The organism is Shinella sp. (genome assembly GCF_049651085.1).
In the GTDB taxonomy this organism is placed as follows: Bacteria; Pseudomonadota; Alphaproteobacteria; order Rhizobiales; family Rhizobiaceae; genus Shinella.
Genome location: NZ_JBASBL010000021.1, coordinates 231,910 through 255,897 on the forward strand (window position 1 = coordinate 231,910; position 23,988 = coordinate 255,897).

Annotated in this window: 20 protein-coding genes; 8 read left to right on the forward strand and 12 right to left on the reverse strand. The window is 64.8% G+C overall.

Annotated features, from left to right (window positions below):
• Positions 1-92: 92 nt before the first annotated feature.
• A complete protein-coding gene (gene cckA / locus WA950_RS13655; protein ID WP_424552238.1) occupies positions 93-2,699 on the reverse strand; it encodes a cell cycle histidine kinase CckA in 2,607 nt (868 codons plus the stop codon).
• 326 nt (positions 2,700-3,025) lie between these two features.
• On the opposite strand from cckA, the gene WA950_RS13660 reads away from it, so the two are divergent.
• Entirely contained in the window at positions 3,026-3,973 is a 948-nt protein-coding gene (locus WA950_RS13660; RefSeq protein WP_424552239.1) for a flagellar biosynthetic protein FliO, read from the forward strand.
• A 172-nt stretch (positions 3,974-4,145) separates the two neighbouring features.
• Here WA950_RS13660 and dksA read toward each other — a convergent pair whose 3' ends face one another.
• Together dksA and WA950_RS13670 are read right to left on the reverse strand one after the other, a co-directional pair.
• Positions 4,146-4,565, reverse strand: a complete 420-nt coding sequence (gene dksA, locus WA950_RS13665) for an RNA polymerase-binding protein DksA (RefSeq protein ID WP_424552240.1) — start codon at positions 4,563-4,565, stop codon at positions 4,146-4,148.
• A 136-nt stretch (positions 4,566-4,701) separates the two neighbouring features.
• Positions 4,702-4,950 (reverse strand): hypothetical protein, encoded by a 249-nt coding sequence (locus WA950_RS13670; protein ID WP_424552241.1) that lies wholly within the window; start codon positions 4,948-4,950, stop codon positions 4,702-4,704.
• 88 nt (positions 4,951-5,038) lie between these two features.
• Here WA950_RS13670 and WA950_RS13675 point away from each other — a divergent pair, with 88 nt between their 5' ends.
• The 4 genes from WA950_RS13675 (at position 5,039) to WA950_RS13690 (ending at position 8,866) form a co-directional block, all read left to right on the forward strand.
• Positions 5,039-5,563 carry a SixA phosphatase family protein gene (locus WA950_RS13675; protein ID WP_424552242.1) on the forward strand — a complete coding sequence of 175 codons (525 nt, stop codon included), beginning with the start codon at positions 5,039-5,041 and terminating at the stop codon, positions 5,561-5,563.
• Between the two features lie 70 nt (positions 5,564-5,633).
• A complete protein-coding gene (locus WA950_RS13680; RefSeq protein WP_424552243.1) occupies positions 5,634-7,109 on the forward strand; it encodes a YcjX family protein in 1,476 nt (491 codons plus the stop codon).
• Complete coding sequence (locus tag WA950_RS13685) at positions 7,106-8,170, forward strand: YcjF family protein (protein ID WP_424552244.1); 1,065 nt, start codon at positions 7,106-7,108, stop codon at positions 8,168-8,170. Before WA950_RS13680 ends, WA950_RS13685 begins: the two co-directional genes overlap by 4 nt.
• Positions 8,171-8,317: 147 nt before the next feature.
• Positions 8,318-8,866 (forward strand): hypothetical protein, encoded by a 549-nt coding sequence (locus WA950_RS13690; protein WP_424552245.1) that lies wholly within the window; start codon positions 8,318-8,320, stop codon positions 8,864-8,866.
• A gap of 3 nt (positions 8,867-8,869) precedes the next feature.
• Here WA950_RS13690 and folK read toward each other — a convergent pair whose 3' ends face one another.
• From folK to folP, 3 genes are read right to left on the reverse strand one after another with little or no spacing between them, the layout of a single operon-like run.
• The gene (gene folK / locus WA950_RS13695) at positions 8,870-9,385 is read right to left on the reverse strand and encodes a 2-amino-4-hydroxy-6-hydroxymethyldihydropteridine diphosphokinase (RefSeq protein WP_424552246.1); all 516 of its coding nucleotides are present in this window, start codon (positions 9,383-9,385) and stop codon (positions 8,870-8,872) included.
• Positions 9,375-9,743 (reverse strand): dihydroneopterin aldolase, encoded by a 369-nt coding sequence (gene folB, locus WA950_RS13700; protein WP_424552247.1) that lies wholly within the window; start codon positions 9,741-9,743, stop codon positions 9,375-9,377. The genes folK and folB overlap by 11 nt, the downstream gene beginning before the upstream one ends.
• Positions 9,740-10,639 carry a dihydropteroate synthase gene (gene folP, locus WA950_RS13705; protein ID WP_424552248.1) on the reverse strand — a complete coding sequence of 300 codons (900 nt, stop codon included), beginning with the start codon at positions 10,637-10,639 and terminating at the stop codon, positions 9,740-9,742. Before folP ends, folB begins: the two co-directional genes overlap by 4 nt.
• A 146-nt stretch (positions 10,640-10,785) precedes the next feature.
• Between folP and WA950_RS13710 the strand changes: the two genes are divergently transcribed.
• Positions 10,786-11,397, forward strand: coding sequence for a DUF922 domain-containing Zn-dependent protease (locus tag WA950_RS13710; protein WP_424552249.1), 612 nt, complete (start codon positions 10,786-10,788; stop codon positions 11,395-11,397).
• 313 nt (positions 11,398-11,710) lie between these two features.
• On the opposite strand, the gene WA950_RS13715 is transcribed toward WA950_RS13710, so the two are convergent.
• The 3 genes from WA950_RS13715 to WA950_RS13725 form a co-directional block, all read right to left on the reverse strand.
• Positions 11,711-12,394, reverse strand: a complete 684-nt coding sequence (locus WA950_RS13715; protein WP_424552250.1) for an NAD(P)/FAD-dependent oxidoreductase — start codon at positions 12,392-12,394, stop codon at positions 11,711-11,713.
• A gap of 23 nt (positions 12,395-12,417) precedes the next feature.
• Complete coding sequence (locus WA950_RS13720) at positions 12,418-12,738, reverse strand: 2Fe-2S iron-sulfur cluster-binding protein (protein WP_424552251.1); 321 nt, start codon at positions 12,736-12,738, stop codon at positions 12,418-12,420.
• Between the two features lie 203 nt (positions 12,739-12,941).
• A complete protein-coding gene (locus WA950_RS13725; RefSeq protein WP_424552252.1) occupies positions 12,942-13,310 on the reverse strand; it encodes an Hpt domain-containing protein in 369 nt (122 codons plus the stop codon).
• Between the two features lie 529 nt (positions 13,311-13,839).
• Between WA950_RS13725 and WA950_RS13730 the strand changes: the two genes are divergently transcribed.
• Both WA950_RS13730 and WA950_RS13735 read left to right on the forward strand, forming a co-directional pair.
• Positions 13,840-19,806 (forward strand): kinesin, encoded by a 5,967-nt coding sequence (locus WA950_RS13730; protein ID WP_424552253.1) that lies wholly within the window; start codon positions 13,840-13,842, stop codon positions 19,804-19,806.
• A gap of 178 nt (positions 19,807-19,984) precedes the next feature.
• Positions 19,985-20,959: a Tim44 domain-containing protein gene (locus WA950_RS13735; protein ID WP_424552254.1), complete on the forward strand. Its 975-nt coding sequence runs from the start codon at positions 19,985-19,987 to the stop codon at positions 20,957-20,959.
• A gap of 61 nt (positions 20,960-21,020) precedes the next feature.
• On the opposite strand, the gene WA950_RS13740 is transcribed toward WA950_RS13735, so the two are convergent.
• The 3 genes from WA950_RS13740 to WA950_RS13750 form a co-directional block, all read right to left on the reverse strand.
• Positions 21,021-21,638 carry an ABC-type transport auxiliary lipoprotein family protein gene (locus tag WA950_RS13740; RefSeq protein WP_424552255.1) on the reverse strand — a complete coding sequence of 206 codons (618 nt, stop codon included), beginning with the start codon at positions 21,636-21,638 and terminating at the stop codon, positions 21,021-21,023.
• 134 nt (positions 21,639-21,772) lie between these two features.
• Complete coding sequence (locus WA950_RS13745; protein WP_424552256.1) at positions 21,773-23,143, reverse strand: MlaD family protein; 1,371 nt, start codon at positions 23,141-23,143, stop codon at positions 21,773-21,775.
• 56 nt (positions 23,144-23,199) lie between these two features.
• The gene (locus WA950_RS13750) at positions 23,200-23,988 is read right to left on the reverse strand and encodes an ABC transporter ATP-binding protein (protein ID WP_424552257.1); all 789 of its coding nucleotides are present in this window, start codon (positions 23,986-23,988) and stop codon (positions 23,200-23,202) included.

Genomic DNA, 23,988 nt, shown 5'->3' on the forward strand with positions numbered 1-23,988 from the left:
GCCGGTTCGCGCCGGCCGCACAGCCCTGCGGGATCCTCCAGCCAGGCTTGAGGATGACGGCCCCGCTTCAAGCGCCCGACATTTCCAGTCCCTCAGGAATCCAGCATTTCCCGCACGGCCTCGGCAAGCTGCTTCAGCGAGAACGGTTTCGGCAGGAAGCCGAACTTGGCGTCGGCGGGCAGGTTGCGGGCGAATGCGTCCTCGGCATAGCCCGAGACGAAGATGAACTTCATGTCCGGATAGTTTTTCCGTAGCTCCCGCAGCAGCGTCGGGCCGTCCATTTCGGGCATGACAACATCGGAAACGACGATATCGATGGCGCCGTTCAGCTCTTCCATGATGTCGAGCGCCTCGACGCCGGAGCCCGCCTCGTGCACCGTGTAGCCGCGCGTTTCCAGCATGCGCTTGCCGCCACGGCGCACCGCCTCCTCGTCCTCGACGAGGAGCACGACGGCGGAGCCGCCGGTAAGATCGCGCGGTTCCTTTTCCCCTGCTGGCGCGAGCGCAACAGGTTGCTGTTCGCTGGCCAGGGCCGGCACCGCAGCCTCGACCGGCACCACCTCTTCGATATGGCGTGGCATGAGGATGCGGAAGGTCGTGCCCGCGCCGACATCCGATTCCAGATAGATGTAGCCGCCCGATTGCTTGACGATGCCGTAGACCATGGAAAGGCCAAGACCGGTGCCCTTGCCGACTTCCTTGGTCGTGAAGAAGGGTTCGAAGATCTTGTCGATGATCTCCGGCGGAATGCCCGTGCCCTGGTCGGCGACCTCGACTTCCACATAGTCGCCCGGCGGAAGATCGCGCAGGTTCCTCGCGGCGGCTTCCTCCGCCTCGACATTGCGGGTGCGGAAGGTGATCGTGCCGCCTTGCGGCATGGCATCGCGCGCGTTGACGGCAAGGTTGATCATCACCTGCTCGAACTGGCCGAGATCGGTCTTCACCGTCCAGAGGTCGCGGCCGTACTGGACGTCGATCTTGACATTCGTGCCCGTCATGCGGTCGACGAGCATGCGCAGGTCGCCGATGACATCGGTCAGGTTGAGGACCGTCGGGCGCATCGTCTGCTTGCGCGAGAAGGCGAGCAGCTGGCGCACCAGAACGGCGGCGCGGTTGGCGTTGCGCTTGATCTCCATGAGATCGGCAAAGCTTGCATCGGCCGGCCGGGCGGAAAGCAGGAGGTGGTCGGAAGACAGCAGGATCGCCGTCAGCACGTTGTTGAAGTCATGCGCGATGCCGCCCGCAAGCGTGCCGACCGCATTCATCTTCTGCGTCTGCGCCATCTGCGTCTCGAGCGCCTTCTGCTCGGTAATCTCGACTGCGTAGACGATGGCGGCCTCTTCCGGCGCCTCGTCGCTCTGGTCGATGACGGCATTCACATAGAAGCGGAAGTGGCGACTGTCATCGCCCGGATGCAGCGAATCGAGCGCGGGAATGTCGCCCTGCCGGTCCTTTGCCGCATCGAGCGCGGATTGCAGGCGCAGCCGGTCCGTGTCGTGCACGATGGTTTCGAGCTTGGCGCCTCGGTCGATATCGTCGCGCGAGACGACGCCCGAGAAAAGCTTCAGGAAGGGCGCGTTGGTGCGCAAAATCCGTCCGTCACCATCGACCGAGGCAATCGCCATCGGCGTGTTGTTGAAGAAGCGCGTGAACCGCATGGAGGCAATCGAGGCGGACTGGTCGCTCTCGCTGCCTTCCTCTCGCGCCAGAACGATGGTGCGGCTTTCGCCGGGCGCGCCGTCCCGCATCGAGGAAACGCGGTGCACGATGCGCACCGGCAGGCTCCGGCCGTTCGTCTTGCGCAGGTCGAGATCCAGCGTCTCGGTGCGCTTCAGGCCCGGCTCGGCCTGCACGGACTGGATCAGCGCAAGGCCCTCACCTGCCACGACGTCGGCAATGGAGAGGGAGCCAGGATGAAATTTCGTCAGGTCGATGCCGAGCCATTCGGCAAGCGTCGCGTTGAGATAGACGATCTCGCCCTTGCGGCCGGCGGAGAAGAAACCGGCCGGTGCGTGGTCGAGATAGTCGATCGCGTTCTGCAGTTCCTTGAAGAAGCGCTCCTGGTCGTCCCGCTCGGAGGTGATGTCGGAAACCTGCCAGATATAGAGCGGCTGCCTGGTCTTCTCGCGGTTCGGCAGCACGCGCGCCTTCAGACGATACCAGTGGGCGCCGGAATTGCTGGCGATGGAAGGATTGAGAGGCTTCTGGACACGAAATTCCTCCGCCCCTTCCTTGCCCTCGTGCAGGCCGTTCGTCAGGCGGTAGACGGCCTCGGTGGCGTCACGGTTGCGCGACAGCAGTGTTTCCAGCGTCTGTACTTCCGCGTCGCCCTTCGCGCCGGTCAGCGCGCCGTAGGCAGCATTGGCATAGACGATGCGGCCCTTGCGGTCGGTGACGAGCGTTCCGTCCGGATGCGAATCGAGGAAGGCGCGCGCCAGTTCGTCCGAGCCTGCCGCCTGCGGCATGACCTCGATGAAACCGATCAGCGCCGAGACGACAAAGAAGATGCCGGCCATTGCCAGCACGCCGAGAACGCCGAGCACGATTTCGTTGTCGAGCTGGTTCTTGAAGACGATGAAGGCACCGGCGGACGCCGCCAGCACCAGCGCAAGCAGCACGACGCGAAGCGCGACCGCCGGCCGCACGCCGCGGTCCACGATCGGTAGATTGTCCTCGCCCGGTCGCTTCATCGTCGTCATCAATCCCTCGTCTGCAACAGTCGGACGGTGCGCTTCACCCCAAGCCGATGGCAGAATCATGTTTAGCCGCCTGAGGGAAGCGCAAAAAGCCGCCCAAGGGAAGCAAAGCCGCGAATTCACAGGGAATATTCCCGGCTGAACCCTCGCATTTCCCGTGCGCTGCCATAGTTAGGCGACGATGGGGCGGGCAATCGATGCTGGACAACCGTCGCCAAGCGCTTGTACGAGCCCGCAAAAAGCCTTCAAGTGGGCCCAATCTGACGAACCGGCAAGCTGCCGACAAGGAGTGACCGCGTATGTTCCTGGAAATTCTCGGAGAGAGTGGCATGAAATTCGCCGTCGCCGCAGCGGTGGTGCTGCTCGGCCTTCTCTGCCTGGCGCTTGTGCTGTGGATCATCCGCGGGCGTCCCTCCTCGCCCTTCATTCGCGGTGGACGCAACCGCACGCCACGCCTTGCCGTACTCGATGCCGCCGCGATCGATACGCGCCGCCGGCTCGTGCTGCTGCGCCGCGACGACGTGGAACACCTCGTCATGATCGGTGGCCCGACCGACATCGTCATCGAAACGCGGATCGTCTCCGCTTCGGCAGAAGGCGCCCCGCCGGTCGAAAAGCCCCTGCAGAAGGCAGAATACGCCGAACCGGCGCCCGCGCTGGTGGAAACGCCGGCGAAAGTGGCCGACACACCGATCGCCGCCCGGTCGACCGCAACGGCAACGGCAGCAAGCGCAGCAACCGAACGCCGGCCGGCCGCCGTCCCCGATGGCGTCTCCGCCATGAGCAAGGTGCTCTATGCCGGCGATGAAGCCGCTGTGGCCCGGCCGATGCCGGCCCGCACCGTCTCACAGCCAGCAGCGGCAACCCAGCAGGGACAATCCGGCGCGCAGCAGATCCCCTCCGAACGGCGCGTGGAAGAACTGCTCGAACAGAACCGCCAGCGGGTCCTGTCGCCGCAGGCTGGCGCGGCAACAACAGCGCAGGCAGTCGCCGGTCAGGTCGCTCAGCATCCGGCGACGAGCGCCGCAATCGCCCGGCCGGCAAGCGCTGTCGCCGATCCGGCTCTCGTCAGCGAGTTCGAGAAGCTCCTCGAAGCCGAGATGGCGAGCAGTGCCGCATCGACAGGCGCCGCGCGAACGAGCGTCCAGCCCGTCGCAAGCCCCACGCAAACCGCCGCCATGGCCGGTCAGGCGCAGCCGGCCTCAAAGAGCCGCGAGGAAACCGAGGCCGAAATGGCCCGCCTGCTCGGTGAAATAGCCGCCAACCGTAAGGCTTGACGGCAAACCCGCTCGATCAAGACAATAAAAAACCCTTGGGGACGATTGTCTCCAAGGGTTTTAAAGGTGTTCTGCCCGGGTACAGCCAGTCCGAAAACTGCCCGCACCGGACATGTCCGGTGTTCGTTCCGTGTCGTGCGCCCGCCGGCCTCCTCAGACCGGCAGAAAACGCTTACTCGTCGCGATACACCTTTTCCCGACGTTCATGGCGCTCCTGCGCCTCGATCGACAGCGTAGCAATCGGACGAGCGTCGAGACGCTTGAGGCCGATCGGTTCACCGGTTTCCTCGCAATAGCCGTAGGTGCCTTCGTCGAGACGCTGGAGCGCCGCATCGATCTTGGAGATCAGCTTGCGCTGGCGGTCGCGAGCACGAAGCTCGATGGCACGGTCGGTTTCGGAGGATGCCCGGTCCGCGAGGTCCGGGTGGTTGGCGCTTTCTTCCGCCAGATGATCGAGGGTTTCACGCGCTTCGCGCAGAATGTCGTTTTTCCAGGCGTTCAGCTTTGCTCGAAAGTAAGCCCGCTGGTTTGCACTCATAAATTCCTCATCCTCATTGAGGACGAGATTGCTAAGATCGATCTTCTCACTCAACGCGATTCTCCTGAAGAACATCTCAAGGCGCGCTGTATATCCCCACAGGTAACACGATTCAAGTCTTCCAGAACTTACCCACGGTTTTCACACACGCCTTTATTTTAGGCTTCGCAGGGCTATTATTTCATCAGGATTACAACGGGATGACCAAAGAGACCCAAGGCAGGTGCTCAAATCCCCGTTCCTTTGTCATCGAGACGAAGCGCTGCGAACGGCTACTGCCGCGAATATAGGCACTGGCACCCTCACCTTTAAGATGGTTGAGGGGACGTTTTCTTTCGCGCAGATCGTCCCGCCACGGTTCCAGACTTGCCCCAGCAACGCGCACGGACGTCAGCCGCACCTGCCAGACGGTATCCGATGCGATCTTGAACATCCCCATGCGCAAAACCGGTTGATCTTTCCGGCAAGGAAAGACATGAAGTCGGAAGCATCGCCGATGATCGGCGGCAGGCGGAAGGAGAACAAACTTGGCATCTCTCGGAACGCCGGCCTTCAGGCTCTACATCCTGCGCCACGCCCGCGCCGCCTGGGCACAGCCCGGCCAGGCGGATTTCGACCGCGCACTCGACGACGAGGGCTTTGCAGAGGCCGAGGTGATCGCCGAGGAAGCGGCCGACCAGGGCTACAAGCCGGACCTCATCATCTCCTCAACTGCCGTGCGCTGCCGCCAGACGGCCGAACCCTTCCACCGCACCGTCAGCGAGGAATTGTCGATCGACTATATCGACACGCTCTATTCCGGCTCGGTCGAGACCTATGCGGAACTCGCCTTCGCGGACCGGCAGGAGACATCCGTGATGATCGTCGGGCATAACCCGATGGTCGAGGAATTCTTCCATCGCCTCGTCGGCAAGGAAATCGCCGAGACGGCGGCCCCCTTCGGGTATCCGACTGCGGGGCTTGCGATCCTCGATTTCGACAAGCGGCCGACCGACACGGATTATAGCGGGGCGTGCCTTGCCGGCTTCATGACAGCGCGCCCGGCGCGCTGAACAAAGCGACCGCGCCTCTTTTCCCGACGGAACTGGCTTCCTATATCGCCCTCGATGCTGGAAAGAGATCTTGCCGCCTAACCTGACCACTTTCACCGACGAAGCCCTGCTCGCGCTCGACGCGCTGACCGGGCGCGCCACCAATCTCGTCAACCCGTCGATCCGTCTCGGCGTGACGGGCCTGTCGCGCGCCGGCAAAACGGTCTTCATTTCCTCACTCGTGCACAACCTGCTGAATGGCGGCCGCCTGCCGCTGTTCGAGGCCGGTCGGTCCGGCCGCGTCTCGAAAATCAGGCTGGAGCCGCAACCGGACGATGCCGTACCGCGCTTCCAGTATGAGGATCACATCCGGGCGCTCGTCGCCGACCGTATCTGGCCGGATTCGACGCGCGCCATCTCGCAGCTGCGCATCACGCTGGAATATGAAAGCGCCTCGGGCTGGGGCCGGCTGTTCTCGCCCGGAAAACTCTCGATCGACATCGTCGACTATCCCGGCGAGTGGCTGCTCGACCTGCCGCTGCTGGCGCAGGATTTCCGCACCTTCAGCGAGAACACGGTCGCACTGGCGCAGAGCGGCATCCGCGCCGACCTTGCCCGCGACTGGCTGGCGCTCTCCAACACCGTCGACCCGTCTGCCGGTGCGCAGGAGGCGACTGCCAGGTCGCTCGCCGAAGCCTTCACCGCCTATCTCAGGGCCTGCAAATCCGACGAGCGCTCGCTTTCCACTCTGCCGCCCGGCCGCTTCCTGATGCCCGGCGACCTCGAAGGCTCGCCCGCCCTCACCTTCGCGCCTCTGCCGAACCTTGCCAAGGGGAGCCCCGCCAAGGGCTCGCTGCATGCAATGATGGAGCGTCGCTACGAGGCCTACAAGACGCATGTGGTGCGCCCGTTCTTCCGCGAGCATTTCGCCCGGCTCGACCGGCAGATCGTGCTCATCGATGCCTTGCAGGCGATCAACCGCGGCGCGGAGGCCGTGCACGACCTTGAACGCGCCCTCGGCGATGTGCTCGATTGTTTCCGCGCCGGCACGAACAGCTTCCTCTCCTCCTTCGTCACGCGCCGCATTGACAGCATCGTGATTGCCGCCACCAAGGCCGATCACCTGCACCATGAAAGCCATCCTCGGCTCGAAGCCATTACCCGGCGGCTGGTCGATCGCGCCATCGAACGCATCGGCATGAGCGGCGCGGGAATCGAGGTCATGGCGCTCGCCTCGGTGCGCGCCACCCGCGAAGCGACGGTCAAGCATGACGGCGAGGACCTGCCGGTCATCGTCGGCGTGCCGATGGCGGGCGAGCGGATCAACGGCGAGATTTTCGACGGCGAGAAGAAAACAGCGATATTTCCCGGGGACTTGCCAAAGAATCCGGATTCACTTTTTGAAGCGCTTGAATCCGTTCCTGAAGGCGACGCTCCGCATCTCCTCAACTTCGTGCGCTTCCGCCCGCCGCATATCGAGGAGACCGGCGGCGGCCTGAAACTGTCGGTGCCGCACATCCGGCTCGACCGCGCGCTGCAATATCTGATCGGAGACAGGCTGGCATGAACGACCGTCCGCGCAAGCCCGCCTCCTTCTCGCTTCCCGGCGACGCCGTCGGGAACCAGCCCGAACAGGGCAAGCCGCGCGCGCCTGCCGCGTTCGACGACGCCGTGACGCTGACGCCGGATGCGGACGATCCCTTTATCGCGACGACGATCGACCTGCCGGATCTTTCGCCCCCGGTCGCAACGCCCCGGCCGCGCCGCGTCACGCTCGGCCGCATCGCGGTGGGTGCACTGGGTCTCCTCCTGTCGCTCGCCATCGGCCTGTGGATCGATGCGCTGATCCGCGACCTCTTCACGCGCAACGACTGGCTCGGCTATATCGCCATTGCCGCCGCCGCCATCGCCGTGCTCGCCCTTCTCGGCCTCGTGCTGCGCGAGCTGATCGGCCTGCGCCGTCTCGCCGCCGTGCAGGACCTGAAGCATGACGTCGTGGAGGCCGCCGCCTCACCGACGCCGGCCGTCGGCCGCGCCATCGTCGCGCGCCTCGTTCACCTCGTTGCCGCGCGTGCGCAGACGGCGCGCGGCCGCGCTCGGCTTGCCGAAACCGAGGGCGAGATCATCGACGCCGCCCACCTCATAGATCTGGCCGAACGGGAACTGATGGCGCCGCTCGACCGCGAGGCGCGCGGCCTCATCCTTGGCGCCGCCAAACGCGTCTCCATCGTCACCGCCGTAAGCCCCCGCGCCCTGGTCGATCTCGGCTATGTCATCTACGAAAGCAGCCGGCTGGTGCGCGGCATGGCGGAACTTTACGGCGGGCGGCCTGGCAAGATCGGCATGCTGCGGCTGATGCGCGACGTCATCGCCCATCTTGCCGTCACCGGCTCCATCGCCATGGGCGACAGCCTCGTGCAGCAGGTGCTCGGCCACGGGCTGGCGTCAAAACTTTCCGCCCGGCTCGGCGAAGGGGTCATCAACGGCCTGATGACGGCGCGAATCGGCATCGCCGCCATGGACCTCTGCCGCCCCATGCCCTTCCGCGCACTCAAACGGCCCGGCATCGGCGATTTCATCGGCGACCTGACGCCGGGAACCTCGGCCAGCCGGCGCGACGAAGCGTGACCGGACTGCAACACCCCGGTTTTCCGGCGATGCGACCGCATGAAATGACGAAGGGCAAGGCGGCGGGAAACCGTCCATTAACCATTTTCGCGCAAACCTGATCGCACCAAAGCAGGCCGGAAGGCCGTCGCCCATCAAGGATCGTTCATGTACCCGCGCACTTCTTTGATCGCCCGCGCCTCCGTAGCGGCCATTCTCGCAGCCACCGCCTTCGCCCTTCCGGCTGCTGCCGGTTCGCGCGACAAGGCCTTCTTCGATCAGGTCGCCGGTAGCTGGCAGGGCAAGGGCGAAATCGTCGCCGGCAAGTACAAGGGCACCAAGTTCAACTGCGACCTGACGGGCGATCCCGCCGCCGCCAAGGATGCCGGCATCAAGCTCGACGGCTTCTGCCGCGTCGGCGTGTTCAAGCAGCCGATGTCGGCGCTGATCACCAAGGCGGGAAGTTCCTACAAGGGCAAGTTCCTCGACGGCGCGGCGGGCAAGGGCCTCGACATCGTCTCCGGCCAGGTCGCCGGCAACAAGGTCGTCGTCGGCATCAATCGCCAGAAGCTGAACGGCGCGATGATTGCGCGCCTTGAGAGCGACAACAAGATGAACATCACCATCTCGGTGAAGGTCGAGAACAAGATGGTGCCGGTCATCGGCCTGTCGCTCGATCGCAATCTCGACGACATCGCCGTCGGCTCGATCAAGTAAGCTTCAGATCGTCCACCAATCGGGGCCGGCGCTCGCCGGCTCGATACCCGCGACATCCGCATCCTTCAGCCACGCCTCGACCGTGCGCCCCTGCACGTCCATGGCTGGCGCGATATCGGCAAGCGGCATCAGCACGAAGCCACGCCCCGTCATGCGCGGATGCGGCAATTCCAGCCGGCCGCCGGATTGCGCCACCCCTTCAAAAGTCAGCACGTCGATATCGATGGTACGCGGTCCCCAGCGCTCCTTGCGCTCGCGCTTCATGTCACGCTCGATGCCAAGGCAGGTATCGAGCAGCGTTTCCGGCGCCAGCGCCGTCTCCACCAGCGCACAGGCATTGAAGAACCAGTCCTGGTCCGTCTTGCCCCATGGCGGCGTCCGGTAGAGGCGCGACACGGCGATGACGCGGCAATCCTCGCGCGCGTCGAGCGCCTGCAAGGCGTCCGCCATCGAGCGCACCGGATCGCCGATATTGCCGCCGAGACCGAGTGTCGCCCGGCGGAAGGGCTCAGACGGCATGATCGACCGTCACCTGTACATAATCCAGCACGCCGGGCACCGGCGCGTTCGGCTTGCGCACAGTGATCCGCGCGCGGGAAATCTGCGGGAAACGCGCGCAGAGCACGGTGGCGATCTCTTGCGCCAGCGCCTCGATGAGATAGCGGCGCTGGCCGGTGACGATCTTCTCGATCTCCTGGAAAGCAACGCCGTAATCGACCGTCGAATCGATGGAATCGTCGGAAAGCGGCCGCAACGGCCGCACGTCCAGTTCCGCATCTACGAAGAAGCGCTGGCCGAGGAATTCTTCGGCATCATGCAGGCCGTGACGGGCGAAGAAGGCGCAGTTCTTGAGCGTGATCGTGTAGGTGGTGGTCATGTTTCATCCTGTCTGGCTGGGTGTCCGGCGCGCTGCTCGCGCGCCTTTACCGTGCGCCCCGCGGCAAGCATAGCATCCGCGATAGCAAGCGCATCCCTGTTGATTGCGACATCGTGCACCCTGAAGACCGTTGCGCCCGCGACACGCAGCAGCGTCGTCGTTGCAGCGGTACCCGCATCCCGGTCGGCCGCTTCACGCCCGGTGACGGCGCCCACGAAACGTTTGCGGGAGGTGCCCACGAGAATGGGCAGTTCAAAACCGTAAAGCTCGCCGAAACGCGCCATCAGTTCGAGGTTTTCGTCCGTATCCTTGGCAAAGCCGAAGCCGGGATCGAGCACCATCGCCTCATGCGCGACGCCCGCCTCCCGGGCGATCTCCAGCGAACGACCGAGGAAAAGATACTGGTCGGCCACCACGTCCGGCATTTTCTCGCGATCGCGCCCGGTATGCATGATGCAGAGCCCTGCCCCGGTCTGCGCGGCGACACGGGCTATGTCCGGCTCGCGCTGCAGGCCGTGCACGTCGTTGACGATATGCGCGCCGGCGGCGACGGCAAGCCGCGCCGTCTCGGCGCGATAGGTGTCGACGGAAATGATGGCGTCCGTCGTAGCGGCCAGCGCCTCGATGACCGGAAGGATGCGATCCTGCTCCTCAGCCGCGGTCACGACTGCCGCACCCGGCCGCGTCGATTCCCCGCCGATATCAATGATTTCGGCGCCCCGCTCGAGACAGAGGATCGCCTGCGCAACCGCAGCGTCCGCGCTGTCGAACTGGCCGCCGTCGGAAAAGGAATCAGGCGTGACATTGACGATCGCCATCAAAATGCCACGCGGGCCGAGTTCCAGATGCCGGCCATGAGCCAGCGCCCAGGGGAAGGGATCGAACGGCGAGAACATGGCGGTTTCCTTCCGCGGTTAACCAGCGCCCTCAAAGGGTGTTGCGCTCGCCGTGCCTATGCCCCAAGCTTAAGCGAAGTTCAACCGGCTCCCTCTGCCGGCACTGCCTCGGGTCGACCCCGATGGCGAAAGGAATACGGATTCGAATGACGACCATCGCTCGCCTGATGGCCCTTGCCGCCCTTGCTACCCTTGCTTCCCAGCCGGTGCGCGCCGAAACGATCACATCGAAGACCTTCGCTTATTTTTCCGTCGGCGGACGCACGGCGGCGGAACTGGATGCGGAGCTTTCGAAAAACGGCCCGATGATGAAGCAAAGCGGCTCGCGCCATCCCGGCGCCACGCGGATCAAGTGGGGCGGCTCGGTCAGCTATGTGCGCCGCGGCAGCCGCTGCGCGGTCGGCGAAGCGAAGGTGACGCTCTCGACCCAGATCATCCTGCCGCGCTGGAAGAACCGCAAGCGCGCCACGCCCTCGCTCGCGCTCATCTGGGATACGCTGTCGCGCGATATCAAGCGTCACGAGGAACGCCACGCGGAGATCGCGCGCAGCCATGCCCGCAATCTGGAGCGCTCGCTGAAACGCCTGCGTCCCGAGGCCGACTGCGAGCGCATGCAGGCGCGGGTCGATCGGGCGACGGCCGATGCGGTGGCAAAGCACGATGCCGACCAGGCCCGTTTCGACCGTGTCGAATCCAAGAACTTCGACGACCGCATGATGCGCCTGCTCGTCCACCAGCTGAAGAACCGGGCCAAGTGAAGGCTGCCCCGCAGGGCGTGTCTTTCCTGAAAATTCCAGACCGGAACGCAAGCGCCCTGCGCGCCCAAAAATGCTGCATGTGCAAAATCAGTGGTGAATTTTAGCGATAGCGCAAATCCGCAAATCACCGTACGTTCAATTCAACAGAGAACGGGAAGCAAGTTTCCTTCCCGAAGTTGCATGAAACGGTTCGTAACAGATTCTCCTGGCGCGTCCCAATAGAAGCAGCAGGTGTCTCCTCCCTCTCCTGTCTGCGATGCGCCCTCCTGGCCTCGCTCGTCATTCTCGACAGGCGAGGCTCTTTTTTGGCGATCTACTCCTGAGAAGAAACAGCACCTTCGATTTTCTTGCGCAGGCGCGAAGAAGACGTCGTATAGGCGAGCGCCGTCCGCCCGCCGGGAAACGAGATACGCCGCACCGCCTGCGTCATCAGGGCCGCTTCATGGAAGCCCGATAGAATCAGCCGCAGCTTGCCCGGATAGTGGCACGCATCGCCGATGGCGAAGACGCCGGGCTGCGAGGTCTCGAAACGTTCGGCATCGACGATGAAGGCGTCCTTGGTGCGCTCCAGCGGCCAGCCGGGCGCCGGGCCGGCCTCCAGCGACGGCTCGCCCTCGCCTGGCACGAAGGTTCCAAGCCCGCTCGCAATGACCACCACGCTCGCACCGATCGCTGCGCCGTCCGTCATTGTCACCCGGAAGCGTCCGTCCGGCTGCTGTGCAAAGCCCGTAACGGTCGTGCCGAAATGGAGGCGCGGGGCAAAGGGCGCGATCTGCTCGAGCAACCGCGCGGTCAGATCCAGCCCGTCGATCCTTGGAAAGCCGGGCACGTCATAGATCGGCTTGTCGGGATAGAGCACGGCGCACTGGCCGCCGGCGCGGTGAAGGCTATCGACCAGCGTGCATTTCAGCCCGTAGAGCCCGAGCTGGAAGACGGCAAAAAGCGCGACCGGCCCGGCGCCGACCAGAATCACATCGGTATCGGCGCCGGCGTCCATCGCGTTTTCCGTTCGGTTCGATGTCAGGCCTGGCGTTCCGGCACGTGAACCACGAGACCGTCGAAGGCATCCGACATCTTGATCTGACAGGAGAGCCGCGAGGTCGGGCGGACCTCGTAGGCGAAGTCGAGCATATCCTCTTCCATCGCTTCCGGCGGGCCGACGGTGGCGCTCCAGGCGTCATCCACATAGACGTGACAGGTCGCGCAGGCGCAGGCGCCGCCGCATTCCGCCTCGATGCCGGGCACGGAATTGCGCACGGCATTTTCCATGACCGTGGAGCCGTTGGCGACTTCCAGTTCGTGGCGCGTGCCGTCGAAGGCGACGATGGTGAGTTTACTCATGATGGCTTCCGGATCCTAAGACTGCCCGAAGCGGGCGAATGACTGGCCGGCGGAGGATAGTGGGAGCCGCCGGTTTTCCGGCGGTTGTTTCCAACAAAACCCCTGCCCAGTCAACATCGCGCGCCCGGCAGCGCGTTTGCTGGTCCGGGCGCGTCATCGGATTCTCCCGCCGCGCCAGTTTCGGCACGGCCGGGATGCGACGATCAGCGGCAGAGTTTCAGGATGAAGTTTTCCGCTTCGACCACCGCCGCGGTGACGGCGGCAAGGGCGATTGCATCGGCCGGATTGTCCTCCAGCGCCTCGGCGGCCTTGCTGACATTCGTGGCTCCGACGGACTGGGCGGACCCCTTCAGTCGATGCGCGATGGCAGAACGCGGCTCGCCATGCGAACCAGCCAGTTCCTTCATGCTCTCGCGCGCCTGTCGCGCAAACATCTGCAGCACCTCCAGTTCAAGCGCCTTGTCCCCCATGGTCTGACGGGCAAGGTGTACCATATCGATCGGCCGTCCATTTGAGGGACACATGCCGCCTGCATTTTCCGGCGCTTCGAATGCGATGTTGACCGCTGCCATTTGCCAATACCCTTATAAACGCTACGTACGTTGTTTCGTTGTGGTGCACGCAGATGCCGGTTTTGGCGGGAAGCGCTTAGCGCCTCGTTCGCCGGGAACACGGGAACCCCACTCTGCGGGACCGGCGCGCCTATCCGATTAAAAGAGGGCGCAAAAGGGGCATGAATCGCAAACTATGGTTAACGCCTGAAAAATAGCCTTTTTCTGAGGTTTTCCATTGCGATACAGATTCTTCCGACATTAACTTCCTGTTAACTTGCGGGCGTAGGGAGATGGCAATCAATTGTGTGATACTTGCTAATGTGTCACTACGATACGACCGGATAGTCCCGGTGGATAAGCCGTGGGTGGAGATACACCATTTCACCTTTTCGGGTTATCGAGCGAATTTGAAATGACGGGGGCCCGGACGCTGCTTGCCATGAGGGTATGCAGCAAGACCGGCCACCAACCGGACGGTTCGAATACGCCTGAGCAGCGGCAGAGCGTATGAAGCCCGATCCCGGACATGGTAACGAGGCGTAACCGCATGGCGACGAACAAGTCCACCGAGTCTCTCGACGAAAAGGCCTTCCAGGCCCTCGAGGAAGCACTGAAGATCGACTTCGACGATCTGGCTCCCGAGACGCCCCCCAGGAAGGAAACCTCCGAGGCTCGCGTGTCTGAACCGGCAGGACGCAACGCGAACAGGACGCAGGACATGCCGGCCAATCAGCCGGCAGCCGGCGAGACCCCGCGCAACCTCAGCCCGGAACCCGTGCCGAAGGCGCCCACCTTCACGCCCGCGAACGACGGCTCGCGCAAGACGCCCGCAGCGATCCTGAAGTCGCTGGACATGCGCTCTTCCCGCGGCCCGATCCGCATGGCCATCCTTGCCTCCATCCTCTGGGTCATCGGCGGCCTCGGCATTGCGAACCTGCTCTATGCCCCGCCGATCTGGCAAATTCGTTCGGTCTCCGACCTTGTCGCCCTGCCCGGCGCCATCGGCATGCTCGTGGCAATCGTCATGCCGATCATGCTGTTCTTCGCCTTCGCCATCATGATCGCGCGCGCCCATGAACTGCGTAGCGCCGCCCGCTCCATGGCCGAAGTAGCCCTGCGCCTTTCCGAGCCGGAAACCGTCGCCACCGACCGCATCATGACGGTCGGCCAGGCCGTGCGCCGCGAAGTCTCGGCCATGAATGAAGGCATCGAGCGCACGATCGCCCGCGCGACCGAACTCGAAACCCTCGTGCATTCTGAAGTCAACGCGCTCGAACGCTCCTATTCCGACAATGAAATGCGCGTGCGCACGCTCGTGCAGGAACTTGGCTCCGAGCGCGAAGCCATCGTCAGCCATGCCGAGCGTATCCGCTCGTCGATTTCCGGCGCGCATGAACAGCTCAAGGATGAGCTGGCAAGCGCCGGCGACAGCATCACCTCGCGCATCGCGACCTCGGGCGAGGCCTTCGCCTCCATGCTCGATACCCGCGCCGCCATGCTGATGGAAAAGTCCGACAGCGCGACGCAGACGATCGGCGCCATGCTCTCGGCCCGCACCGACAGCCTGCTTTCGACGCTCAGCTCCTCGGGCGTCGCCCTTGCCAACGAGTTTGACAGCCGCCTCGACCAGCTGACGCAGAGCCTCGATTCGCGCGGCCGTGACCTGCTTCAGCAGTTCGAGACCCGCGCCACCTCGCTCGACACCAATACCGAGAAGCTGAACGCGGCGCTCAACGAGCGCGCCAAGCAGCTCAACGAGACGCTGATCGCCCGTACCCGCGAAATCAGCGAAAGCCTGTCGATCGGCCAGCAGGCAGTGACCGGCGGCCTTGATCACGTGCTGCAATCGATGAACGCGGCGCTCGACGAAAAGGGCGCGCAGTTCCGCCAGAGCCTGAAGAACGCCGCCGACGATACCGTCATGGACCTCGACCTGCGCTCCGGCTTCTTCGACGAGCGCATGCAGGCAACCGTCGGCCAGATCGCCAGCGCCTTCGACCATCGCGTGGAAGAATTCACGCAGGCCTTCGACCAGCGCGCCGGTTCGCTCGATTCCAAGCTCATGGAGAGCCTCGCCCGTATCAACGAGACGGTCGCCAGCGGCCATGATACGATCGACGGCATCCTTACCTCGAGCATCGACCGCCTCGGCAATACGCTCAACGACCAGTCCTTTGCCCTGGCGACAACCCTTGGCACCGGTCAGGAAGTCTTCGAAAGCGCCGTTTCCGGCCATGCGGAAGCGATCAGCAACGCCGTCAATGGCGCACATGAGCGCCTCGGCGCCGCGCTTTCGGAAAAGTCCGCATCGCTGCTCGGCGGCCTTGCCGACGTACAGAACCGTATCGAAACCGGCTTCGGCGCCCGCGCGGATGCGCTGGCGGAGAGCGTATCGGGTAGCGAGCGCCGCCTGACGGAAGCACTCGATTCCCGCGGCACCTCGATCGCCACCGACGTCCAGGCCGCCCAGGAACGCATGGAGGAAGCGCTCGGCGCCCGCGCGAGCGCGCTGGTGGAGAGCATTTCCAGCAGCGAGCGTCGCCTGACGCAGGCCCTCGATTCCCGCGGCACGGCAATCGCCAGCGACATCCAGGCCGCCCAGTCGCGCATGGAAGATGCGCTCGGCGCGCGCGCCGACGAGATCACCTCGACGATCGCGGCAAGCCACAACCGCCTCGACACCGCGCTGACGGAGCGCACGGCCGCCCTCTCCGCCATGCTGAACGAGACCGGCAGCCAGCTAGAAGATTCCGTCGGCTCGGCGGCAAGCCGCGTCGAAACCGCACTGACGGGCGCCGCCCGCCAGATCGACGAGGTCATTACCGGCCGCACGGCGAACCTCGCCTCGGTGCTGTCCAACAGCGCCGGCTCCATGCAATCGGCCATCGACAATGCCGCGAACCGCGTCGAAAGCGTCCTGACCGAAGGCAGCCAGCAGCTCGGCGGCGTCCTTCATGGCCAGGCAACCGAATTCGCCGATGCCTTCTCCGGCCGTGCCGCCGAGATCGCGGAAGCGCTCTCGGGCCGCGCCTCCGAACTTGCCGGCTCGCTCGTCTCCACCCATGAGCAGATCCGCACGACGCTCGACGACCGCATCAACGCGATCAATCTCGTGATTTCGGAAGGCCGCCACCAGCTCTCCGAAACGCTCAACGATCAGGCGACCTCCATCGGCACCTCGATCGCCACCAGCGCCGGCATGCTGGAAATGACGCTGGAGCAGCACGAGGAAAACCTGCGCCGCACCATCGACGGCAGCGCTGCCCTGCTCGACCAGCGCGTGCGCGAAAGCGCCGGCGCGGTTGCCGAGCGCCTTGGCGAGACCTCGGCGAAGATTGCCGAAGCCGCCAGCGTCTTCGGCACCCGGATGGAACAGACGGTCGACAACGTTGCCAACCGCTTCGACAGCACGGGCAGCAAGCTCGAGGAAAACCTCGGCAGACTGGAAGCCCGCATCGAGCACAGCGTCGAAAACGTCTCCGGCATCGTCGACACGGCAGCCGCACGCATTTCCGACACGCTCTCCGAGCGCCTTGCCGACCTCGACCGCGTCGGCAGCGATGTTTCGCTTCGCGTCTCCGACGCCCTTTCCCGCCCGATGGCGGAAGTCGATCGCATCGGCGACGAGACGACCGCCCGCATCGCCGCCGCCCTTGCTGGCCGCGTCGGTGACATCGAGCGCGTCAGCGCCACGGCGGCAGACCGCATCGAAGGCGCGCTTTCCGGCCGCCTCGGCGATATCGAGCGCGTCAGCGCCGTCGCCGCAGATCGCATCGAGGGGGCCCTCTCCGGCCGCCTTAGCGATATCGAGCGCGTCACCGGCGAAGCGGCCGAACGGATCGACGGCGCCCTTGCCGACCGTGCCAGCCAGATCGAGCGCGTCGCCAGCGAAGCCGCTGCCCGCATCGACGGCACCCTCGCCGACCGCGCGAGCCAGATCGAACGCATCACCGGCGAAGCCGCCGAGCGGATCGACGGCACGCTTGCCAGCCGCACCGGCGACATCGAGCGCGTTTCCGGCGAGGCCGCCGAGCGCATCGCCACCACCATCGACGAAAAGACCGGCCGTATCGAGGAGCGCCTCGGCACGATGGACCGGGCCCTCACCATCGGCCTCGACAGCGTCAACCGCACCATCGACGGCAAGGCCGCAGGCCTTGCCCAGACACTGCGCGAAGCCGTTTCGCAGGCCGCCCAGGACATGGACGCCGAAGCGATCCGCTCCGCCCAGTCGCTTGCAAAGACCGGCGAGGAATTCGCCCATCTTTCGAGCTCGCTGCGCGGCGCAGTCTCCCGTGCGGCGCAGGAAATGGGCGCGGAAGCCCAGCGCGCCACGGAAACCATCGCCAAGACCGGCGAGGAATTCGCCGACAACCTCTCCGCCCGCAACGAAGCGTTCACCCGTGCCGTCGAGGAAACCACCTCGTCCGCTGTTGCCCGCTTTGCCGAGACGGAAGGCCGTCTTGCAAGCCAGGCGCAGTCCCTGCGCTCCGATCTCGGCGATGTCGAGAAGGCGCTGGAAGCCCGTGGCGCTTCCATCCGCTCGACGCTCGACGACCGCACGCGTGAACTGAACTCCATGCTGGCAAGCCGCACGGAAGAGCTGTCGCGCCTCATCAACGAGGAGGCCCGCCCGGTCATCGACGACTATGCCGCCGTCGGCCGCCAGGCTGCCGAGGCCATCACCGGCGTTGCCCGCGAGAGCGCCGACCGTCTGCGCACCGAGAACGCCGCGCTTATCAACGCGATCTCCGCCCGCACCGCCGACACGCTTGCCGCCATCTCGAGCCGCACCGAAGAAGCGGCCGGCACGATGCGCGAAATCGAGAACAGCCTGCAGACCAATGTGGACGGCCTGATCGCCCGCCTGTCGGAAAGCAATGCCGGCATCGCCGGCGTCGTCGACGCCGCGAGCCAGACGCTCGGTGCCATCGACGGTCGTCTGACGGCGACAGCCGAGAACTTCTCGAACTCCGCCGAGCGCGCTTCCGACATGGTCGCGACCACCTCCCGCCTGCTGGAAGGCAAGGTCGACCGTCTCTCCGACATTTCCGCCGGCACGCTCTCGCAGATCGGCGGCATCGTCGGACGCTTCGAGGACCATTCGAAGATACTGTCGCAAGCCTCCGACCTCCTTGCCGCCGCCCAGTCGAACCTGGTCTCGACGCTGGAAGAGCGCCAGGACGCGCTGCGTTCGCTCTCCATCGGCCTCGTCCAGCGTTCGGAAGAGATCGAGAAGACGATGCAGTCGCTCGAAGGCATGGTGGAAGGCGCCTTCAGCCGCGCCGAGGAACGCTCGAACCTGATCGCCGGCAATCTTCGCGGCGGCATCCAGTCGTCGTTCGCCGAAGTCGGCCGCATCCTCGGTGATACCGAGAAGCGTGCCGAGGCCGCCGCCAACACGCTGCGCGATTCGCTGGTCAAGGCCGGCGAGGAAGCAGGCCAGTCGGTCGAGGGCGCGTTCGTGCGCGCCGAGGAGCGGACGAAGGAAGTGGCAAACCGCCTGCGCGGCAGCGTCGGCGCCTCGCTCTCCGACGTCGACCGCCTGCTCACCGAATCCGGCAAGAAATCCGAGGCCGCAACGACCGTCATGCGTGAAGCGATGCGCGAGGCCGTCGAGGAAGCCATCGGCAAGTTCTCGGGCGCAACCGAGGAAATCCGCCGCGCGGCCACCGAAATCCGCAAGGAACTCGACCAGACCCGTGGTGAACTGAAGCGCAGCGCCTTCGACCTTCCGGAAGAAGCCAAGGAAAACGCGGCCCAGATGCGCCGCGCCGTCAGCGAACAGATCAAGGCCCTGCAGGACCTTTCCGACATCATCGGCAAGTCCTCCTCCGCGCTGGAAATCTCCCGCCCGGTGGCTCAGGCAACGCCGGTGCAGGTCGCCCAGGCGGTCCAGCCGGTACAGCCCGTACAGCAGGCCCGTGTCGAACCCCGCCGCGAGGAACCGGCGCAGCTGCGCGGCAGCCTGGGTCTCGAGCGTGCGGCAGCCGTCACGGTGCCGCAGCGTGCGCAGCCCCTGCCCGCCGAAGCCGACGCCAAGGCGGCCGGCGAAGGTGGCTGGATGCGCGACCTCCTGCGCGGCGCCGTCTCGCGGGAAGAAGCCCAGTTCGCCCAGCCCCGCGGCGAAGGCCAGGCTGCCCGTCCGGCCGACAAGCGCAATCCGCGTCACGTGGTCGAATCGCTGAACTCGCTTTCGGTCGATATCGCCCGCGCCATCGACCACGACGCCTCGGTCGATCTGTGGCGGCGCTACCAGCGCGGCGAGCGCGACGTCTTCACGCGCCGCCTCTACACGCTGAAGGGCCAGCAGACCTTCGACGAGATCAAGCGCAAGTACGAGCGCGAGCCGGAATTCCGCACCGCGGTGGACCGCTACATCTCGGACTTCGAGAAGCTGCTTGCCGATGTCGCCCGCAACGACCGGGACAAGGCGATGACGCAGACCTACCTCACCTCCGACACCGGCAAGGTCTACACCATGCTGGCCCACGCCGCCGGCCGCTTCAACTAAGCGGTTCTGCGTCGTCGACGTGAAATTCCAACGGCCGCCCCAGGGCGGCCGTTTCGCGTTTCAAGCCGTATGCCGCCCGATCACCTAATTTTGCAGTGGCCAAACCTTAAAATCCGCAGCCGAACCGTCTATATGCTTCTCGATCGCGCCACGATGCGCATGGGGAAGAGAGACGAGAATGATTTTGATACAGGGATTTGGTCGCGCGCTGGCAATGCTGGCGCTGGCCGTAATGGTGATGATGACGGTGGTTGACGTGGCCGAGGCACGCCGCGCCGGAGGTGGCTTCGGCAGCCGTGGCAGCCGCACCTTCTCGACACCATCGACCACGCGCACGGCGCCGACCGAAGCACAGCCGATCGACCGCACGATGACGCGCCAGCAGTCGGCGCAGCCCTCCGCCGGGCGTAATTCCCCGGCTGCGGCGCAGCGCCCGGGCCTCTTCGGCGGCTTTGGCGGCAGGCTGCTTGGCGGCCTCATGCTCGGCGGCCTCGTCGGCATGCTGCTCGGCTCCGGACTGGGCGGCGCCATGGGCTTCCTCGGCCTGATCCTGCAGGTCGCGCTGATCGCAGGCGTCTTCATCTTCCTGCGCCGCATGTTCGCGCAGAAGAATGCGGCCGCCTATGCGGGCGCTGCTCCCTCCGAGCGCAGCACCCCGCAGGACAGCGCTCCGGGCTTCAAGATCCCGAGCATCGGCGGTGGCAGCCGCCAGCCTGTCGCACCGCCGAAGGGCGCCGACGAGATCGGTGTCCAGCCGGCCGACCTTGAGCAGTTCGAGAGCCTGCTGAAGGAGTTGCAGGCAGCCTATGCGGCGGAAGACTTCCGCACGCTGCGCCAGATCACCACGCCGGAGGCAATGTCCTATCTCGCCGAAGAGATCGGCGACAACGCCACGCAGGGCCTGAAGAACGAGGTGCGCGACATCCATCTGGTCCAGGGCGATGTCGCCGAATCCTGGAGCGAGGGCGCAGACGAATACGCCACGGTGGCCCTGCGCTACGAGAGCATCGACGTGATGCGCGACCGCTCGACCGACGCACTGGTTTCCGGCGATCCGGACACGCTGACGGAATCCGTCGAGATCTGGACCTTCGTGCGCCGCAACGGCGGCGAATGGAAAGTCTCGGCCATCCAGGGCGTCGAAGCAGCCTGACACGAAAATGCCGTGCGCAGCGACAGGCTGCGCACGGCCTTCTGATTGGCGAATAGTCTGATCAGATAGACTTCAGGGTCCAGCCGACAATATCGGTGGTGACCGCGGCAAAGGCTGCATCCAGCCCCTTCACGAAAGCCACGCTTCCCGAACCGCCGACCGGAACGACCGCGCGGAAGATCTTCTGCGCCCGCACGGTGCCGTTACGGTCATTGAGCAGTTTTGCCGAAATCTCGACCACCGCGCTGTCCACGCCCGAGGTCTGGACCTCGAAGGCGCGAATATCGGTGACGATCTGGTAGTCGATCGCCAGCCCCTGGCCCGGCGTGCCGACACCACCAAGACTGCCCGTATTCTCGAAAGCCTGAACCAGCTTGGCCTGCACCATCTTGCCGAGGCTGTCGCTCCACTGCGACTGGGCCAGATACTGGATCTCGGAGGGCGAAGGACGAATGACGATCTGCTCGCTGTCGAGCGCCTTCAACGCGGAAGGCTGCTGCACGAGGATCTGGCGGCTCTTGGCGGATGGTCCTTGAACGGTCGCGGCGGCCGAAAGGCTGAACGTATCGTTCTTGGCCGGCCCGCTGCCGCAAGCAGCAAGCGTTGTCGCCAGAACGGCGATGAGAGCGGCACGCGCCGCAGTCCCGTTCCGCAACAACTCCATACCCGATACCGTCATTTCATCCTCGAACCCTAATAAACCCTGTGTAGCAGCGGCACAGCAAGCTGTCACGGCTGCGCTAGCGGACAAATCGGCCCCTGGGCGCTACCTGTTTACCGTTGTGGGGATAGGGCCACACTTTCCGGCCCGTTTCAGCGCCTCGTGCGGCCGTCATACTGCTTGACGGTGTCGCCGCCGAATAGCAGCCGCTGCGGGTTGCGCTCGAAACCGGAAATGGCGCTGTCGAGATTCTGGATCGTGCGGCGGGTATCGAGCACCAGGGACTCGACATCGCGCAAGCCAGAGCCGGAAAAGCGCTGGAGGCCGTCAGCGATCGGGCCGATGCGGCCGTTCAGCGTATCGGCCGCCTGCTTGATCGACTGGAGGGTCGCCTTGGCTTCGGCAAAGAGCGATTCGGAATCGCCCTCCCCGAGGAAGCCGTCCAGCTTAGCGAGCACGCCGTCGACGCGCGTGGAGGCGGCGTTCAGCTTGTTGCTCATCTGCTGAACGTCGGTGATGATCTGGTCGATATCCTCTTTCCGCGCGCCGATGCGATCGGCAACGCCCGTCACGGAAGCGATCGCCTTGCGGGCATCGGCGGTCGCGACCGAGATATTGTCGATCGCGCTGCCGACCTTCTGCGTATCGACTGCGGCCATCAGCGTGTCGATCTTGTCCAGAGACGCCGTCGCCTGCTTGCCGAAGGCGTTGAAGGTCGCGGCGGTCTGGCGGAAGCTCTCCATGGTTTCCTTCGCACCGCCCGAGGCGTCGGCAATGTCCTTGCTCACCTTTTCCACATTGCTCACGAAGTCCTCGACCTTCTTCGGATCGACCGCCTTGATCAGCGAATCGACCGTGGCCAGCGTCGAATCGAGCCGGCCGGAGAGGTTTTGGAAGGTATCCGATAGCCCGCCGACGCTTTGCAGGAACTCGTCGATCTTCTCGCCGTTGCGGGCGAGCGATCCGGAAAACAGTTCGGCATTGCGGATCGTGGTGGTGAGCGGTCCGCGTGCATCGGCAACGAAGCCCTGAATATCCGTGATCGCCGCGTCGGCGCGCTTGAGAATCTTGTCGGCCGTCGACAGGATGTTCGTTACGCTCGACTGCTCGGCCTGCAGCACGGCGGCAGTCTCGCTGTCGAAAGCCTCGCGCAGGATGTTCGGATCGCCGGCATTGCCGCCGCCAAGCTCGATATAGGCCGCGCCCGTCAGGCCCTGCACTTCCAGCACGGCGGAGGTGGACTGCTTGACCGGTGCGCTGGTCGATACCTCCGTCATGGCGACGGAAAAGCGCGGATCGTTCGCATCGATGGCAAGGCTGCGCACGGAGCCGACCGGAATGCCGTTGAACCGCACGGGCGAGCCGACCGAAAGGCCGTTGGCCGAGCCCGGTATGCGGATCGCAAGCTGCGCCATCTCGCCGCCGCGGCCATATTGCGACATCCAGTAGACAAAGAAGAAGGCGGCGGCCATGACCAGCACGGTAAAGAAGCCGACGAGGGCGTAGTTGGCTTTCGTTTCCATGCTTCGGGGTTCCGTACTCGCAGTTCCATCCGCCGGGGCGACAGCCCCGGATGTTTCTATGCCTTCCGCACGATCGAGCGTGCACGCTTTCCCTGGAAATAGGACTGCACCCAGGGATCGTCAAAGGCCAGCATGTCCTCGATCGTGCCTTCGACCATAACCTTCTTCTGCCCGAGGACGGCGATGCGGTCGCACACCGAAAACAGGCTGTCGAGGTCGTGAGTCACCATATACACGGTCAATCCGAGGGTGTCGCGCAGTTTGGCGATAAGCTCGTCGAAATCGGCCGCGCCGATTGGATCGAGGCCGGAAGTCGGCTCGTCGAGGAAGACCAGCGCCGGATCGAGCGCCAATGCACGAGCCAAAGCCGCACGCTTGATCATGCCGCCGGAAAGCTCGGAGGGGAACTTGTTCGCCGCCTCGGGGGCAAGACCCACAAGCTCGATCTTCAACCGCGCCAGTTCATCCATCATGGCCTGCGGCAGGTCGAGATATTCGCGCATCGGCACCTGGATGTTTTCCTTGACCGTCAGCGCGGAAAACAGCGCGCCGTGCTGGAAGAGCACGCCGAGCTTCATGTCGAGCGCCAGCCGCTGGGCCTCGCTCGCCTTGTCGAAATCGGTGCCGAAAATCCGGATATTGCCGGCGCGGCGCGGCAGGAGACGCAGCACCGTGCGCATCAGCACGGACTTGCCCGTGCCGGACGCGCCGACGAAACCGAGGATCTCGCCGCGGTAGATGTCGAGATCGAGCCGGTCGAGGACGATATTGCTGCCGAAGCCGACGGTCAGGTCCTTGACCGAGAGCACCACATTGTCCTGTTTTTCCGAAGCCGCCATGTGCAT